Origin of the sequence: Nocardia sp. NPDC049526, assembly GCF_044465765.1 — a bacterium.
Classification (GTDB): domain Bacteria; phylum Actinomycetota; class Actinomycetes; order Mycobacteriales; family Mycobacteriaceae; genus Nocardia.
In genome coordinates this window covers 26,585-42,830 of the sequence record NZ_JBITMA010000011.1, presented here as the reverse complement: position 1 = coordinate 42,830, position 16,246 = coordinate 26,585, and the positions used below count along the sequence as shown (strand labels likewise).

At 66.0% G+C, this 16,246-nt stretch carries 13 protein-coding genes; 6 read left to right on the top strand and 7 right to left on the bottom strand.

All coding sequences use genetic code 11. The features are described from left to right. Positions 1-532 precede the first annotated feature (532 nt). A complete protein-coding gene (locus ACIBW7_RS30945) occupies positions 533-1,327 on the top strand; it encodes a helix-turn-helix transcriptional regulator (RefSeq protein WP_397052474.1) in 795 nt (264 codons plus the stop codon). A 109-nt stretch (positions 1,328-1,436) separates the two neighbouring features. After that, positions 1,437-1,871 (top strand): hypothetical protein, encoded by a 435-nt coding sequence (locus ACIBW7_RS30940; protein WP_397052472.1) that lies wholly within the window; start codon positions 1,437-1,439, stop codon positions 1,869-1,871. A gap of 20 nt (positions 1,872-1,891) precedes the next feature. Here the strand turns inward: ACIBW7_RS30940 and mtnC are convergent, their stop codons facing one another. The 4 genes from mtnC to ACIBW7_RS30920 all read right to left on the bottom strand — a co-directional run bounded on the left by mtnC (position 1,892) and on the right by ACIBW7_RS30920 (position 7,232). Continuing rightward, a complete protein-coding gene (mtnC, locus tag ACIBW7_RS30935; protein ID WP_397052470.1) occupies positions 1,892-2,575 on the bottom strand; it encodes an acireductone synthase in 684 nt (227 codons plus the stop codon). Further along, entirely contained in the window at positions 2,572-3,147 is a 576-nt protein-coding gene (locus ACIBW7_RS30930) for a 1,2-dihydroxy-3-keto-5-methylthiopentene dioxygenase (RefSeq protein ID WP_397052468.1), read from the bottom strand. The genes mtnC and ACIBW7_RS30930 overlap by 4 nt, the downstream gene beginning before the upstream one ends. Next, a complete protein-coding gene (gene mtnA / locus ACIBW7_RS30925) occupies positions 3,144-4,820 on the bottom strand; it encodes an S-methyl-5-thioribose-1-phosphate isomerase (protein WP_397052465.1) in 1,677 nt (558 codons plus the stop codon). Before mtnA ends, ACIBW7_RS30930 begins: the two co-directional genes overlap by 4 nt. 99 nt (positions 4,821-4,919) lie before the next feature. After that, positions 4,920-7,232 carry a sulfatase-like hydrolase/transferase gene (locus ACIBW7_RS30920; RefSeq protein ID WP_397052462.1) on the bottom strand — a complete coding sequence of 771 codons (2,313 nt, stop codon included), beginning with the start codon at positions 7,230-7,232 and terminating at the stop codon, positions 4,920-4,922. Positions 7,233-7,526: 294 nt separating this feature from the next. Between ACIBW7_RS30920 and ACIBW7_RS30915 the strand changes: the two genes are divergently transcribed. Genes ACIBW7_RS30915 through ACIBW7_RS30900 form a run of 4 tightly spaced genes read left to right on the top strand, consistent with a single transcriptional unit; the run spans position 7,527 to position 12,704 of the window. Then, positions 7,527-9,131 (top strand): ABC transporter substrate-binding protein, encoded by a 1,605-nt coding sequence (locus ACIBW7_RS30915; protein WP_397052460.1) that lies wholly within the window; start codon positions 7,527-7,529, stop codon positions 9,129-9,131. Beyond that, positions 9,128-10,087, top strand: a complete 960-nt coding sequence (locus ACIBW7_RS30910) for an ABC transporter permease (RefSeq protein WP_397052457.1) — start codon at positions 9,128-9,130, stop codon at positions 10,085-10,087. The genes ACIBW7_RS30915 and ACIBW7_RS30910 overlap by 4 nt, the downstream gene beginning before the upstream one ends. Further along, complete coding sequence (locus ACIBW7_RS30905) at positions 10,084-10,926, top strand: ABC transporter permease (RefSeq protein ID WP_397052455.1); 843 nt, start codon at positions 10,084-10,086, stop codon at positions 10,924-10,926. The genes ACIBW7_RS30910 and ACIBW7_RS30905 overlap by 4 nt, the downstream gene beginning before the upstream one ends. Continuing rightward, complete coding sequence (locus tag ACIBW7_RS30900) at positions 10,923-12,704, top strand: dipeptide ABC transporter ATP-binding protein (protein WP_397052453.1); 1,782 nt, start codon at positions 10,923-10,925, stop codon at positions 12,702-12,704. Before ACIBW7_RS30905 ends, ACIBW7_RS30900 begins: the two co-directional genes overlap by 4 nt. Before the next feature lie 583 nt (positions 12,705-13,287). On the opposite strand, the gene ACIBW7_RS30895 is transcribed toward ACIBW7_RS30900, so the two are convergent. The 3 genes from ACIBW7_RS30895 to ACIBW7_RS30885 form a co-directional block, all read right to left on the bottom strand. Next, the gene (locus ACIBW7_RS30895; protein WP_397052450.1) at positions 13,288-15,072 is read right to left on the bottom strand and encodes an NTP transferase domain-containing protein; all 1,785 of its coding nucleotides are present in this window, start codon (positions 15,070-15,072) and stop codon (positions 13,288-13,290) included. Positions 15,073-15,169: 97 nt separating this feature from the next. After that, a complete protein-coding gene (locus tag ACIBW7_RS30890) occupies positions 15,170-15,910 on the bottom strand; it encodes a VOC family protein (RefSeq protein WP_397052448.1) in 741 nt (246 codons plus the stop codon). Between the two features lie 39 nt (positions 15,911-15,949). After that, positions 15,950-16,246: an MGMT family protein gene (locus ACIBW7_RS30885; protein WP_357478911.1), complete on the bottom strand. Its 297-nt coding sequence runs from the start codon at positions 16,244-16,246 to the stop codon at positions 15,950-15,952.

Genomic DNA, 16,246 nt, shown 5'->3' with positions numbered 1-16,246 from the left:
CGGTGATGCTTTGGAAACCGCCGGTTCTCAGGCGGTTTACATTTGTTAACACATCCGGCGAGGGCTCGGGGAGCCGATTCCGCACCACCGCGCAGTGGTCGAGCCGTCCCGCGCGAAGCCATCCTGCGGGCCGCCGATCCATTCGCTGTCAGTTTGCCAACCGTCGACGTGTCAGCGGATCCAAACGCGGCGCCGGCGCGCCGGTGAGCGTGTGGCAGTCGATGCGCTGTCGTTTTTCCACCCGCCGCGAACTCGTCACGGGAGTGAAGGAGACGCAGCGTCCGCAGACGCGGACCCGCTGCATCGTGCAGGCGGTCGCCGCGGTGAGCTGGTTCTACCGGCCGCTCGGGGCGAATTTATTGGTGCTTCAGCACATTCGAACGCGGACCAGATGTCGGCGTGGCGGCCCCGACACGCGGGCGTTGGTCGGAAATTAGAGCAAACCCTTCGTTTAATATCGGATCGGCTCGCATTTTGTGCAGAACTACCCGACTTTGTCGATACATCTTCAGCTTCATAGGAGTGGATTGCTGTGCCAAGCAGGTCGACCGATGGCGGCGACGGGGCTCCAGTGCGCCCGCCCACGTTCGGGGGTGAGTTGCGCAGACTGCGTGACGATCGACGCATTTCGCGCGAGAAGCTGGCATTCGCCGCGGGCGTGAGCGCCAGCTATATCACCCACCTCGAGGGCGGCGATCGGGAACATCCCACCAGAACGGTGGTGAATGCACTGATCGGATATCTGGATCGGATCGCGCAGCTCACCGATGCCGAGCGCAGACTGTTTTTCGATCTGGCCGGATTGGGTGTGGACAGATTTCCCTCCGTACTCGAACTACGCGATGAGATCGGCACGGATATGCGCGACGGACTGCGCCTGCACGAGCCGAATGCGGCGGGCTATGTCGATACCCGGTGGAATGTCCTGTCCTGTAATGACTCCTACGCGGCCGCATTTCCCGGTCTGGTCGACGACGTGAATGTGCTGCGCTGGTTCTTCGGCAACGAACTGTCCAAACAGGTCATGGTCGAATGGGAGCGCGAGGCCGCGCTCACCGTCGACTGGCTGCGCGGACTGATCGGTCAGTCCGGCGATACCGCCTGGTCCACCGAATTCCTCGACGAACTCGGCGCGTACCCAGAATTTCGAAGAATGTGGGCGGCGGGCGGCACCACCTACGGCCGGGATCGGCCCATGCATGTGCGCGATCTCGGCTCCGGGGCGTGTTATCGACTCGATGCCCAACTGTTCCGGGTTGATTCGGGCAATCATCCGGGTAGAATTCAATTCTTCCTCGGCATCCGGAGCCCATGTGCCAGCCACTGACCAGTGTAGATACCTTCTGGGGTGCGCCGGACATCACCAATTATCGGGACAGCGCCACACCGAACGTATTTGATCCGGTCATCGGAAAATCGAAAACGGGAGGCATTCCATGATCCGCAATGCTCGTGGCACCGCCCAAACGGCCGTCGATCCCGGCGTCGAGTTGCGTTCCGCACTGGAGGCGCTGCTGCTGCACGACGCCGTCGGATTGGATGCCAAAATGCGCCACGCTATCGCCGCTGTGGTCCATTTGGCTGTTGACACCCCGCACGGCGCACCCGAGGACGCCGAGGAATTCCTCGGCCGCCTCGACGCCGCCTGGCTACTCGCCGCTTGGTCGGGGCGGGACAGCGAAATGTCGCTTATCGCAACCCTGGCCGCGGGTGATGTGCCCGCGCTGTCCTGGTGTGAACTCATGTTCACCACCGCCCTGGCCCCCTGGTCCATCAATCCGGTGGCTGTACACGCGCGGCGCATCTTCGCAACCGTTGAGCACGGCCGCCTGGGCACGGTCCGCCCGTCGATCGGCATTTCCGGCGCTTGACCCTGCGGCAGGCGAATATCTCAGGGCAGCGTGAGTTCGGCGAACGAAGAGATCCAGTGATGCGGGGGGCGCGGGGGATTCGGTTCACCGGGACGGTGGACACCGGTCACCGACCAGCCCGCGGTGACGGCGGCATCGAGTTCGTCGGGATGGTCGGACAGGAACAGGATGCGATCGGCGGGGGTGCCGATGGCGCTCGCGATCTTTTCGTAGGAGGCGGCTTCGCGTTTCGGGCCCGCGCTGGACAGGTCGAAGTACCCGCTGATCACTCCGGCCAGCTCACCGCCGCGGGCGAAGGTGAACCAATCCTGTTGGTTGCGTACCGATCCCGAGGAGTAGACATAGAGTCGCAGACCGGCGGCGTGCCAGGCGGCGAGGGCGGGCGGGACGTCCGGGAAGAACTCCCCGTGCAGCGCGCCGTTGCGGAAGCCCTCGGCGCAGATGATGCCCTGTGCGGCCTTGAGCGGTTCGGCCTTCACATCGGAGCCGAGCCAGTCGCGCAGGATCGCGGCGATCTCGTCGGTGTCGGCATCGGGGCGGTCGGCGAGTTCGCGGGTGGCCGCGATAATGGGTGCCGCCGCGGCCGTGCGGTTTTCGGCCAGCCATTCGGGCAGGCGGGCGCGGGTGTAGCCGTAGAGGTCCTCGCGTACCGAACTGGTCGGGCTGGTGGTGCCCTCGATATCGACGACTACGGTGGCGATCACGGGGCCGTCAGCAGCTGATCGAGGGTCGGGAAACCCGAGCTGATCGGGTCACCGGTGAAATCGCCGACCCAGCCGTCTGCCTCTTCGAAGAAGCGGATGGCGATGAAGTCGGGGCGGGTGCCCATATCGAACCAGTGCAGTGTGCCGGCCGGGACCGAAAGCAGGTCCCCGCCTTCGCATACCGCCGCCACGACTTCGTCACCCAGATGCAGGTAGAAGCAGCCGCGTCCGGCCGCGAAGAACCGCACCTCGTCCTCGGCATGCCGATGCTCGTTCAGGAACTTTGCGCGTGCGCCCTCGGCGATCTGCGGCCACTCCGGATTCGCGTCGTCGGGGTGGATGCGGGCGATATCGATATGCTTGTAGCGCCCGGAGGAATTGAGTTCGGCCACGCGGTCGTCGTATTCGGCGAGCAGTTCATCCGAGGCGGTCTCGGTGGCATTGTCCAGCACCGGCCAGCGGTCGAAAGCGATACCGCGGGCGGCCAATTCGGTGCTGATCACCGCATCGTCGATGGTGCGCAGCAGTACCTTGTCGGCATCGTCGGCGGCCATAACCTGCAACAGCGTCATGATGTCAGTCCAATCTCGAGGATCTCGTTCGGATTGCGCGCGGCAAATGCCTGCCGACGGCCGGTGCGGGACACCAGCTCACACAGGGCTTCGAGGCATTCGGCGCGGTCGCGTGCCTGGGAAAGATTGTCTCCCCACGTCGTGATCCCATGTCCCGCGATCGCCAATACCGGTGCGGCGGTCGGATTTTCGAGCAGGTAGGCCTCGATATCCGCGCCGATGCGCGCGACGTCGGGCCAGTTGGGGAAGACGGGCAGGTCGAGGACGGTCGGATAGGTGCCGTCCGGGTCCTTGGCCACCAGACCTTTGATGAGTTCGTAGTCGGTGATCCGCAGGGTGGTCAGTGCGTCGGGGGAGCCGGAGCGCGTCGCGGCTGCCGTCGCGTAGGGCGGATGAATGTGGACAACGGCTGCGGCACCGGTGGTTCGGTACACCGCCGTGTGAATTGTGGTCTCCGCCGAAGGCTTTCGCTGCTGATTCGGTGTCGGCGCGGAGTCGGCGATGCGGACGGTCACCATATCCGCGCCGGTCAATTCACCCTTGGACAAACCGCTGCCGGTGATCACCGCGGTATCGCCGGTGCGCACCGAGATATTGCCTGCCGTGCCCGGCATCCAGCCCCGCCCGTACAACTCACGCGCGATATCGGCGATGGACGCATCCGGATTACCTTCGGCATTCGCGCCATATACGACACCCAGTTCGGTAACTACCGCCGTCACCAACTCCGCGGGCGTCACATCGAAGGCCGGATTGAAAGCCTCGGAATCGACGGGAGCCGTTGTGACACCGCCGAATCCGGTCACCTCGGCTGCGGCCCGCTGTTCGACGACGATGTCCGCACCGGTCGCCATCTTCGGATCACGCGTCGACTCCGGAGCCACCACGATGAACGGAATGCCGTGGTGGCGGGCTGCGATGGCGAGGCCGTAGGTGCCGATCTTGTTCGCGACATCGCCGTTGGCGGTCACACGGTCCGCGCCGACCAGCACACAGTCCACCTGACCGGTCGCCATCGCCCAGGCGGCCGCCGAATCGATGGTGAGCCGATGGGGTATGCCCGCCTCGGCCAGCTCCCAGGCCGTCAGCCGGGCGCCCTGCAATAGCGGCCGGGTCTCGTCGACCAGGACATTCTCGATCGCCCCGCGCTCCGACAGCACCCGCATCGCCCCGATCGCGGTGCCGAAGGCGCTGGTTGCCAGCCGCCCGGTATTGCAGTGCGTGAGCACCCGCAGCGGCCGGTCCGGGCAGAGCCGCTGCACGAGATCGGCGGCATGGGTCGCGGCGGTCCGGTTGACCCGGCCGTCCTCGGCCAGCATGGCCAGGGTTTCGGCGAGTACCGCATCGGCACCGAGCGGCACCTTGGTCAGCACCCGCCGCACCGCCCAGGCCAGATTGACCGCCGTGGGCCGGGCATCCGCGATCCGCGCGGCATCCGCCTCGGCCCGCGCCACATCGACGACGCCGTCGGTGGTGTGTGCGGCGGTGGCGATGACCACACCGAACGCACCGGCGATGCCGATCGCGGGCGCACCGCGGATGGCCAGCGTCTTGATGGCGTCGATCACCTGCTCGACCGTGCTGAGCCGCAGCTCGCGCACCTCATGCGGCAGTTCGCGCTGGTCGATGGTGACCAGCGCACCGTCGTCCCAGATCAGGGAACTGTCGTCCATCAGGTGCATCCTTCGGTCCGGCGGAGTGAGGTGTTGTCCCTGGTCAACGGTATCGGAAGGGCGGTGCCGCCGGAAATCCGCACCGCATGTGCGCCCGGCTCATTCCGCGACGAACTCGGCCTCGCGTTCCACCGCCTCGATGGTCTGCTGCGGCACCTGGATCGGGCCCGGGGTGTAGGTGATCGCGCGCAGGTCGCCGGTGTAGCGGAAGGTGCCGCGGCGTTCGCGCAGCTCCCAGGAGACCGGGCCGCGGGCATCGACGCCGACGGAAATACCGGTCCACGGTGACATGCCGACGAGCTGCACCTGATCGCGCAGTTCCGGACCGGCTAAGCCGTCGATTTCGATGACGAAATCCGAGCGCAGCCGGGGACGAACGGTGGCGCGCACCGCGATCCGTCGGACACCCGCCGCGAGCGGTTCGCTGGTCACGGCACTGTAGACACCATAACTGTTGAGCCCGAACACGATTCGGCCGTCCTCGACGTAGAGCACATAGCCGCCGAGCGGATCACCGTGCGCGACGAGCACACCCTCGTCGCCGGGGCGGTACCCGCCGAGTTCGGCTTCGATCGTGAAGTCGCGGTAGGCGATCAGTCGCTGCGAGCGATAGCGCTCTAGGGTCGGTGTGCCCGGCAGCAGTCGCACCGGTGCGGAGAAGCGTCCCTCCTCCGGTCGCCGCCGTGCCAGATCCTGGCGGGTGACCAGCGGGAAAACCGTATTTGCCCAGGCGGATTCGTCCCAGGCGGTGGCGAGTTCGGCGACCTTCTCCGGGAATTGCTCGGAAAGGTCGTGCAGTTCGGTCGGATCCGTTCGCACGTCGAACAGCTGCCACTGCGGTGCATCGATATCGGTGCCGGGTTCGTAGAGCGAGAGCAGTTTCCAACCGTCACGGTAGAAGCCGCGATTGCCGACCATTTCCGAGTACTGTTCGGTGTGCTTGGACGCCGCCCGCGGATCGCGCAGCGTATCGACGGCGGAAATGCCGTCGAAATCTTTGGCGGGCAGGCCATTACGCGCACTCGGCCGTCGCAACCCGGCCAGCTCCAGCAGGGTGGGCGCGAGATCGGTGACGTAGGTGTACTCGTGCCGGATGCCGTCGTCGTCCGCGGTGCGCGGCAGTCCCTTCGGCCAGGACAGCAGGAACGGCACCCGCACCCCGCCCGCGAAGGTCTGGCCCTTGTAGAACCGGAACGGCGTATTGGAGGCCTGACCCCAGCCGCGCGGATAGTGCACACCCAGTTTTGCGGTGCCGATCAGCTCCTCGTCGTGCGGCACGTCACCGATCCAGTCCGGATCGGTGATATGCGCGAATTCCGCGAAATAGGTGCGGGTTCCCTCTGGTCCGCCCTCCGCGGTGCCGCCGTTGTCCGAGGTGAACAGGACGATGGTGTTGTCGAGTTCGCCGAGTTGTTCGAGGGTGTCGAGGACGCGGCCCAGGCTCTGGTCGATGCTGTCGACCATGCCCGCGTACACCTCCATATACCTGGCGAAGCGCTGCTGCTCCTCGGATGTGAGCGAATCCCATTCCGCGGCTTCATATCCCGGTTCGGTATTGCGCGGCTTCTGCTGCGTCCCTTCCGGGAAAAGTCCCGCGGCAAGCTGATCGGCGAAGCGGGTCTGCCGCAGCTTGTCCCAGCCTTCGGCGTAGCGGCCACGGTACTTCGCCAGATCCTCCGGCTTGGCCTGCAACGGTCCGTGCATGGCGACGTGGGCGAAGTACAGGAAGAACGGTTTGGCGGCGTCGTGCGCGCGCAGATCCTTGATATAGCTGATCGCCTTATCGGTCAGATCGTCGGTGAGGTAGTAGCCCTCGGGATATTCCTCGACATCGACCACCGAGCTGTCCGAAACCAGCTGATTCGGATAGTAGAAGGAGTTGAGTCCCTCCAGCGAACCGTAGTAGCGGTCGAACCCGCGCTGAGTCGGCCACGAATCCCGATGTGCCGCAGGGTTCATCGTGGCATCGCGCACCAGATGCCATTTGCCGATCGCGTAGGTGGCATAGCCGTTGGCGCGCAGTATCTCCGGCAGGGTCAGCACATCGTCGGCGAGTTCCAGGCGCAGACCGGGATATCCGGGATCGGCATTCGCGACGAAGCCGAAACCGGCGCGGTGGGCATTGATTCCGGTCAGCAGCGAGGCGCGCGAGGGCGAGCACAGCGGGGTCGTGTGGTAATTCGTGAGCCGAAGACCGTTGGCGGCCAGCCGGTCCAGCGTCGGAGTTTCGATCTCGGAGCCGAACGGGCCGATATCGCTGTATCCCATGTCGTCGATGAGCACCACGACGATGTTCGGTGCACCCTCGGGAGCGGTCGGCGGATAGGTCCATTCGGGCGTGGCATCGGCGGTGGTGCGGCCGATGGCGCCGGTGAAACCTTCATAACCGCGAGCGTGGGATGGAGCAGGCATCATTCCAGTCAAAGCCGCCACCCGCTCGGGTCACCAGCCTTTTGCGCACGGTGCGTCTAAACGATGACCGCATGGTCGGTCCGCTGTTAATTTCGCCAGCATGCCCACGACTACGCCCTGCGCACCGCACGCCGAGTGCGCGCAGGAACCCTGCTGTTCGTGTCGCTCGCCGCGTTGCTGACGTGCCTTTGATCGCGCGTATGCCAATGCTGATTCCTTCCCGTCCGGTGCCGTCGGCGCACCGAAATCGGTTCCGTGTCCCCGGGATCGATCTGTCTCTCGAGGATTTGTCAGATGAGTTCTTCCCCCGGCGTGGGCGCCGACCAAGGTGTGGGCCGCCGTAACTTCCTGCGCAATACCGGCATCGCCGCCTTCGCGATCCTCGGCACGGGTGCGCTGGCGGCCTGCTCCTCCGCGGTGAGTGAGCAGAAGGCGGGCAGCGACGACAATGCGCAGCCGGTGCGCGGCGGCACGCTGAAGGTCGGCTGGCCGACCGATATCATTCCGGCCAACCTGCTCACCAATAGCGCAACGGTGCCCGCGCTCATCGGCCTCGTCTACGAGTCGCTGGTCCGGTATCCGCACGACAAACTGGAACCGGCACCGTTGCTGGCGAAATCATGGACCCTCGCCGACGACGGACTCTCGCTCACGCTGGACCTGCGCGACGACGTGAAGTTCCACAGCGGCAGGCAGTTCACCGCCAATGACGTCGAATTCTCGCTGCGCACCTATGCGGATCCGAAATGGTCTGCCCAACTCAAGAGCACGGCTGCCGCGATCACCGAATACGACATCGTCGGACCGAACCGGATCGTGCTGAAGTTCGCGCATCCGCTCGGCAATATCTTCGATCTGCTGGACACCGCGCCGATTCTGGACAGTGAGACCATCGCGGAGGCCACCACCGCCGACAAGTTCATCGGCACCGGGCCGTTCAAGCTGACCCAGCGCACCCCGAATTCACTGCTGGTCTTCGAGCGCAATGAGCTGTACCGGATCCCGGACCGGCCCTATCTGGACCGGGTCGAGATTTCGATCATTCCGGATACCCAGGCGCTGGTGAACGCGCTCAAGTCGGGGCAGATCGCCGTCGCGAACGGACTCAACTATCGCGACAACGAGAACTTCGCCAAGAGCGCCGGATTCACCACCATCACCTACGAGGGTGCCGAACTGCAGATCTATGTCGGCGCGAATGTCGCCGAGCCCGCACTCGCGGATGTGAAGGTGCGCCAGGCCATCGCATACGCCATCGACCGCGAACGGATCATCTCCGAGGTATTCCGCAATGCGGGCTATCCGGTGAATCTTCCTTGGCCCAAGACTTCGCCCGCCTTCGACGACGCGCGCAACAAGACCTTCAGACGAGATATCGCCAAGGCCAAGCAGATTCTGGCGCAGACCAGCAAACCGCCGAAGCTGACGCTGTCCTATGACACCAGCCTCCCGTACTACGAGGCGACCGCACAGATCGTGCAGGCCGACCTCGCCGAAATCGGCATCGAGGTCACCCTCGACCCGATCGAATCCGTGACCTTCGTGAAAAGGCTGATCGGCGCGGAATTCCCGGGCCTGTGGGTCACCACGCATTCCTGGGCGCAGTTCACGCCGTCCACGCTCACCGTCAGCGCCTACCCGTTCAATGCGCGAAAAAACGCCTCGCACTACGAATCCCCGGCCTACGTCAGTGCGGCCGATGCGGCATGGCAGGTCGAACAGGGCACCAGTGCCGAGGCTGTGCAGGCCTACCGGAAGGTCAGCGATCAGCTGCTGGAGGGTCTGTTCCTCATCGAAATCGGTGTGCACCTCCAGCAGGCCGCCACCTCGCGCAAGGTGCACGGGCTGGACTGGACCAAGCGCCGCGAAACCGTGCTCACCGACGCATACCTGTCATGACCCGATATCTGTTGCGCCGCTTACCTTCCGCGGTACTCGTCCTGTTCGCCGCTTCGGTGCTGATCTTTCTGCTGCTGCGGCTGGTTCCCGGTGATCCGGCGCTGACGCTGGCGGGCCCCGATGCCTCGCCGGAGACGATAGCCGCCATCCGTCATCAGCTCGGACTCGACCGATCGATTCCGGCGCAGTACGTGACCTGGCTCGAAAACCTGTGCACCCTCGATCTCGGCCGCTCCTACATCATCGGCGGCCAGATCGCCGATCTCGTCGGCCGGGGCCTGACAAATACTCTGGTGCTGACCGGTGCGGCGCTGCTGCTCGCGGTGGTGGTCAGCGTTGCGGTCGGTGTCGTCTCGGTGGCATGGCCGAATCGCTGGTTCAATGCGCTCGTCGCCGCGGCGAATACCGTCGCGGTGGCGCTGCCGACCTTCGTGACCGGTGTGCTGCTGGTACTTGTCTTCGCGATCGCGATTCCGGTGTTGCCCGCCGGTGGAGTACCGCCGGATGGTTTCATCGCGCGTCCCGATATCGCCGTGCAGTACTTGCTGCTGCCTTCGATCTGTCTCGCGTTGCCGGTGGGTGCGGCGCTCACGCGGTTCCTCACCGAATCGCTGCGCACCGAGTTGGGCAAACCGTATGTGCTGACCGCGCGCTCACAGGGGATCTCGCACTGGCAGATCGTGACTCGGGGCGCGCTGCGCAATGCCGTGCCGACCATGCTGACCGCACTCGGCCTGCAGACCGGGCAACTGCTCGGCGGTGCGGTGCTGGTGGAGGCCGCCTTCGCCTGGCCGGGCATCGGGCAATTGGTCGAGCAGGGGATCAGCAGGCGCGATTATCCGGTGGTGCAGGTGCTCCTGCTGCTGTCCGTCGCGGTTTTCGTGACGATCCAGTTGGTCACCGATATCGCCCATGCCTATCTCGATCCGCGCATTCGAATCGGGGCCGGGTCATGACCGTAAGTTCTGCGGATCGCGCGGCGGGTACATTGCGAATCGCTTTCCGCAGTGGACAGGGCCTGCTCGGGCTGAGCCTAGTGGTGGTCATCGCGCTCGCCGGAATCTTGGCGGGTGTCCTCGCTCAATACGATCCGATCGCCCAGATACCGGGCGCAAATCTGTTGGGCCCCAGCGGAGATCACTGGCTCGGCACCGACCACCTGAACCGGGATGTCTTCGCGCGCGTGCTGTACGGCATCCGGATCGACCTGATCATCGTCTTCGTCGCCGTCCCGCTCGGCGCGTCGGCCGGTGCGCTCGCCGGACTGCTCGCCAGCAGTAACCCGGTCGCGGATGTCGTGGCGCAGCGCGTTTTCGACGTGATCCTCGCGTTCCCGTCGCTCATCTTCGCCATCGCGTTGGCCGCGATTACCGGACCCGGTATCCACGCGGTGATCGCGGTGATCATCGCGGTGGAGATTCCGGTGTTCGGCAGGCAGATCCGCACCGCGATCCTGCAGGTGCGCGAACAGCCGTTCGTCGAGGCGGCCGAGGTGATCGGTGCGGGCACCTGGTGGAACTTGCGCAAACACGTGCTGCCCAATGTCGTCGAACCGCTGTCGGTGCAGTTGGCACTGTCCATGTCGGTGGCGGTATTCGTCGAGGGCGCGATGAGTTTCATCGGAATCGGCGTGCGTCCGCCGAACCCCTCGCTCGGTTCGATCATCGCCGAATCGATTTCGAATCTGGACGTCAATGCCGCGTTCGCGATCGGTCCGCTGGTGGTGGTGGCCGGGTTGACGCTCGGATTCCTATTGATCGCCCAGGCATTGGGCCGGGCGAGGAGGATCGGATGAGTTCCGAAATACTGGTGGATATCCGGGATCTGGTGGTGCGTTTCGGCACTGGCACCGTCGTCGACGGTGTCGGCTTCCAGATCCGCCGCGGTGAGGTCGTCGCGCTCGTCGGCGAATCCGGGTCCGGCAAGTCGATTACCGCCCGTGCCGTACTCGGGCTGCTGCCCGATGGCGCGGTCCCAGCCGGATCGATTCGCCTCGCCGAGACCGAAATCATCGGCGCGCGTGAACCGGAACTGCGCGCACTGCGTGGCAACCGGGCCGCGATGGTGTTCCAGGAGCCGCAGACCGCGCTGAACCCGGTGCAGAAGATCGGTACTCAGCTCATGCAGGCGTTGCGCGCGCACGGCCCGATCTCGAAGTCGGATGCCAAGGCGCGGGCCGTGGAATTGCTTCGCATGGTGGACATTCCGGAGCCCGAGCGTCGTGTCGACTGGTACCCGCATCAGCTCTCCGGCGGCCAGAAGCAGCGCGTGGTGATCGCGCTTGCGTTGTCCGGCGAGCCGGATGTGCTCATCGCCGATGAGCCCACCACGGCGCTGGATGTCACGGTGCAGGCGGAGATCCTCGAGCTGCTGCGCGCCCTCCAGCGGACCCACGGCACAGCGATCCTTTTCATCACGCACAACCTCGGCGTCGTCGCCGAGATCGCCGATCATGTGGTGGTGATGCGCGCGGGCAAGGTCGTCGAACAGCAGCCGGTGCAGGCCTTGTTCGCTGATCCGCGTGCGGAATACACGCGGTCGCTACTCGGCGCTGTCCCACGCCTGCCAGAGGTCATGCGCTCAACCGGGGGCACAGGTCCGCACGAGATCGATCGACGGGGTGCGAGGAATTCCGCGTCGGTGGTCGGGGGCGACGAGAAGGTTGCAGCGGTGAACCGGGGCGACCAGCAGGCTGTGTCGGCGAATCGGGACGACATGGATGCGGGGGGCGCGGTCGCCGAGACGTCGAAATCACAGCCAGTGCTGCGCATCGACGACTTGACCGTCGTCTACCGCAACCGTGGCGGCACCAAGGACTTCCACGCCTTGCGCGACGTCTCGCTCACCGTCGCACCACGCGAGGTGATCGGCCTGGTCGGCGAATCCGGTTCCGGCAAGAGCACACTCGGTCGCACTGCGCTCGGACTGGTACCAGCGCATTCCGGAAAGGTTGAGCTGCAGGGGGTTTCGCTGACCGGGCTGCCGCACCGGGAGTTGCGTGCCCTACGTAAACATGTCGCGCTGGTCCATCAGGACGTCACCGCGTCACTGGACCCACGGCGCAGTATCGAGGACACCATCGGTGAACCGCTCCAGGTGCACCGTGTCGCCTCCGGCACGCTCCTGCGCGCCAAGGTGGGCGATCTCCTCGAATCCGTCCGTCTCCCACGCGATTACGCCACCCGCCGTCCCGGCGAACTCTCCGGCGGCCAACGCCAGCGGGTCGCCCTGGCCCGGGCACTCGCCCTGGCACCCCGGCTGCTCGTCGCCGACGAACCGACCAGCGCCCTCGACGTGTCGGTTCAAGCCCAGGTCCTGGATCTGTTCGCCGACCTACGCGCCGAATACGGCTTCGCCTGCCTGTTCATCAGCCACGACCTCGCGGTGGTCCACCAGGTCGCTGACCGCGTCGTGGTCCTACGCGAGGGCACCGTCGTCGAAACCGGTCCCGTCGCCGAGGTATTCGCATCCCCCCGGGCCGACTACACACGCAACCTCCTGGAAGCAGTTCCCATCCCTGATCCCACCCGTCGAACTCCCGACAGCCCTGCGCTGCTGCGCCTCGGCGCGTGACCCGCGAACGGGCGAGTCGAAATGATTACTTGTGCACGGGAGTCGCCGTTCGACTCGCTTCGATAGGCGCGCAGAGTTTTCTGCGGCAAAAGGCAACTCGCCGGGCGTGGCCATCGGCGGTGTAATTCGAAACGTGTGACGCGTTCGAAAGGGCGCGTCAAGCTTTATGGATCTACCGGCTGGAATGTATTGCCGTGAATAGTTTCCCAACGGCTCCGAACCCGGAGACCGCGCGCAACGAACCGAGCCGCGCACAAGCGGGCCGCCGGCTCACGTGGAGGAACCGGCGGCCCGTTTCAGATCAGTGCTGTCCGGGTCGGCGCTGCTCAGCGCCTCGCCGTTCCGAACTCGGCTCCCGCCGCTGCTCGTCACGGTCGCGATCGCTTATCGATCCGGATCGGTTCATGCCCTGGTCCTGGCGCTGCTGTTGCTGCTGCCGTTCCATCTGCTTGGGCATTTTCTTAGGCGCTTTCTTCGACTTTTCAGCCATCTCCACTCGGTCCTTTCCGAAGTGATGTTGTATTCGCCTAACCAACACACAATAGCGAGCGGACATCATCAGTGGAAGAAGAATATCGATTATTTACACCTGGAGTGGGAGGAATTCGACGAGGTCGTCGTCGGTGGCCTCGGCGGGGACGATGACCAGGCCGTCACGGTCGACGAGGCCGCCCAGATGGGTGGTACGGATCTGCGGATCGCCGAGCCAACCGCCGTATGGGGCGAGCCGAGCCGGGACGATGCGGGTAACGGGTCCGGAGATCGCGCTCGCATTGCGCAGTGGCCCGATCAGCGGTCGCAGCGGATGGCCGCCGGTTCGACCCTCGACGACCGCGGGGGACAGGGCCATCAGTACGGCCACGGCCGCGAATGGATTACCCGGTAGGCCGAGAACGGTTGTACCGCTGGATAATTCGGCGACCACAGTAGAGCCGCCCGGACGCAATTTCAAGCGGTGGACCAGGATTCGAGCTTCGGCACGGGCAATAGCCCCGCGCAACTGGTCCGCCGCGCCGCCGCCGGTCGCACCGACGATAACCAGCAGATCGCAATCGTCCGCCGCGCCGAGCACCTCGTCGAAGCCGCGCGGAGAATCGCGCAGGTGCACCCGATCGATCGTGCGAATTCCATACCAGGACAGCACATCCGGCAGAATCGGCCCGATCGAGTCGCGGGTCTGACCGGTCTGCAGCGGGCCGGTGCTGCGGATCTCGTCGCCGGTCATGACGATGCGGGCCCGCACCGGGCCGCGGACCATCGACTCGGTCACCTCCACGCTGGCCGCGGCGGAAACCAGCCCGGCCGTGACCGGTGTGCCCTCGGGCGCAACGAGATCGCCGGGTGCCCGGTCCTCGCCGCGACGGCGAATATCGTTGCGCAGCGGGGAATCCTCGTGCTGGTATAGCATTTCGTCGTTTTCGATCCGCGCGTATTCGTCACGGAGCACCCTGGTGGTGCCGTCTGGCACATGTGCGCCGGTGGCGATCCGCACCGCCTCACCGGGTAGCAGCCCGACCGGCCGCCTGCCGCCCGCGAACCCGATATCGCGCCGCAGACGCCATGGTCCGTCACCGGCGACCGCGTATCCGTCCATGGCGGAGACATCGAAGCGTGGCAGTGCTCCGACGGCCGTCAGCGGCGCAGCGAGGGTCGCACCGCGCACGGAAGCCAGTTCGGCCGGATACTCGGTGAGTCGAGAGATATTGGTACGCAGGATATCCCGTGCCTCGTCGAGTGGCAGCGGCGTTGTGGAAACCGCGGTCGCCGGTGCGAGACGAGGCGCACCGACGGCACCGGTGTCCCAAGCCATCCTGGCCCTTCGCACCTGCTCCTCGGTATCGCAATCGGCGATACCGGGCATGGCGACGGTGACCGTATCGGGCGGGATCAGCGCCTTCATCGGCTGATTGATCAGCGAATCCAGCCGCCCCAACGCCTCCGCCAGCGCCGTCCGTCGCCATACGCCGATCAGGTACTGCGGCCGACCGGATTCGTCGGCCGCGAAGACCGCGTCCGCACCGGATTCGGTGCCGCGCCGGATCAGCTCGGTCACCGTCGTCGGCGACAGGAACGGCAGATCCGCCGCGAGCACCACCACCAGTGGCGCGGCGGTCGGGCCGAGCGCGCGCAATCCGGCCCCCACCGCGGCGACCGGACCCGAACCCGGCGGCACCTCGCGCACCTGTGCGATCCGCGCGTCCAATTCGGGCCGATGCGGTCCGACCACCACGGTCCGCGCACAGGGCGCCACTGCGGCCAGGGCCGCATCGAGCATGGATCGACCGCCGATGACGATGGCGGGCTTATCGACGCCCCCCATGCGGCTGGCGCGTCCGCCCGCGAGCACGATCGCGTCGGCGGTGGTCACCGGTCAGCGCCTGGCGCGAGAGAGGGCATGGCCGACATGCTAATTCGTCGGCTGTACAGATCCGGGGACGGCGGTCTGGTTCCAGCGGTCGTGAGGCCTAGACCGTCGAATAGTCCGGCGCCGGTCGGTGCAGGCAGAACTCGTTCGTCTCCGGATCGGCGAGCACCATCCCGGGCGTGCCGTCGGCATCGACCTGGGTCGCGCCCGCCGCGCGTAGTCGGGCCACCTCGGCGGCCGGATCGTCGGCGGGGAAGGACGTCAGGTCCAGGCGCACTCGATTGCGGCTGCTCTTCACATCCGGTGTCCGGACGAACTCCAGCCAGGATCCGAGCCCCGTCGCCGAGCGGAGCCCGGCCACCCGCGCGCCGCCGTAGGCCATCGGCCAGCCGGAGGCGGTGGACCAGAACTCGGCCAGCCGCGCCGGATCGTGCGTATCGATCACGATGGCGGCGACCGCACCGGTATCCACGTACTCCTCGCGCGGCTCCAGCACGCAGAACTCGTTGCCCTCCGGATCGGCGAGCACCACCCACGGCACCGTGCCCTGGCCGATATCGACGTGCCGGGCGCCCAGCGCCAGTGCGCGGTCCACCTGCACCCGCTGATGATCGAGCGAGCGACTGGCCAGATCCAGATGCATCCGGTTCTTACGGTCCTTGGCGCGCGCCTCGGGCAGGAAGGTCAGGGCCAGATCGAGGCCGTCCGGATCGGGGGCCGCCACATCGACCGCGTCGGGGCGATCGATCGTCACCGTCCAGCCGAGCAACTCGGCCCAGAAATTTGCGACGAACCGGGGCCGGTCGGCATCGAAGACGACACACGCCAGGCGGGTGGACATGCTTCAACGTTAACCGCCGATCGACGGCGGCGGGGCCGTTTACGGGAGCGGAAAACGCGCGGCGCGCAGGTCGACTCGGCCGTCGCGGATCGGCACGCCCTCGGCGGCCAGCAGGCGCAACTGACGATCGGCCAGATGCGCGGCGGGCTTACCGCCCGCGCCGATCACCCGATGCCATGGCAGATCGGCGGAGTCGGTGCGCATGATCCAGCCGACCGTGCGCGGGGTGGACAATCCGGCCGCCGCGGCGATATCGCCGTAGGTGACCACCCGGCCCGCGGGCACCGTCGCGACCAGCGCGCGCACCCGCTCGACCTCGGCATCGGTGGTGGCCAT

Bases quoted from the DNA above. Each gene is read 5' to 3' on its own strand.
- ACIBW7_RS30940 (WP_397052472.1), top strand. From the start codon at position 1,437: ATGATCCGCAATGCTCGTGGCACCGCCCAAACGGCCGTCGATCCCGGC.
- ACIBW7_RS30930 (WP_397052468.1), bottom strand. From the start codon at position 3,147: ATGACGCTGTTGCAGGTTATGGCCGCCGACGATGCCGACAAGGTACTG.
- mtnA (WP_397052465.1), bottom strand. From the start codon at position 4,820: ATGGACGACAGTTCCCTGATCTGGGACGACGGTGCGCTGGTCACCATC.
- ACIBW7_RS30920 (WP_397052462.1), bottom strand. From the start codon at position 7,232: ATGCCTGCTCCATCCCACGCTCGCGGTTATGAAGGTTTCACCGGCGCC.
- ACIBW7_RS30915 (WP_397052460.1), top strand. From the start codon at position 7,527: ATGAGTTCTTCCCCCGGCGTGGGCGCCGACCAAGGTGTGGGCCGCCGT.
- ACIBW7_RS30910 (WP_397052457.1), top strand. From the start codon at position 9,128: ATGACCCGATATCTGTTGCGCCGCTTACCTTCCGCGGTACTCGTCCTG.
- ACIBW7_RS30905 (WP_397052455.1), top strand. From the start codon at position 10,084: ATGACCGTAAGTTCTGCGGATCGCGCGGCGGGTACATTGCGAATCGCT.
- ACIBW7_RS30900 (WP_397052453.1), top strand. From the start codon at position 10,923: ATGAGTTCCGAAATACTGGTGGATATCCGGGATCTGGTGGTGCGTTTC.
- ACIBW7_RS30890 (WP_397052448.1), bottom strand. From the start codon at position 15,910: ATGTCCACCCGCCTGGCGTGTGTCGTCTTCGATGCCGACCGGCCCCGG.
- ACIBW7_RS30885 (WP_357478911.1), bottom strand. From the start codon at position 16,246: ATGGCCACCACCGATGCCGAGGTCGAGCGGGTGCGCGCGCTGGTCGCG.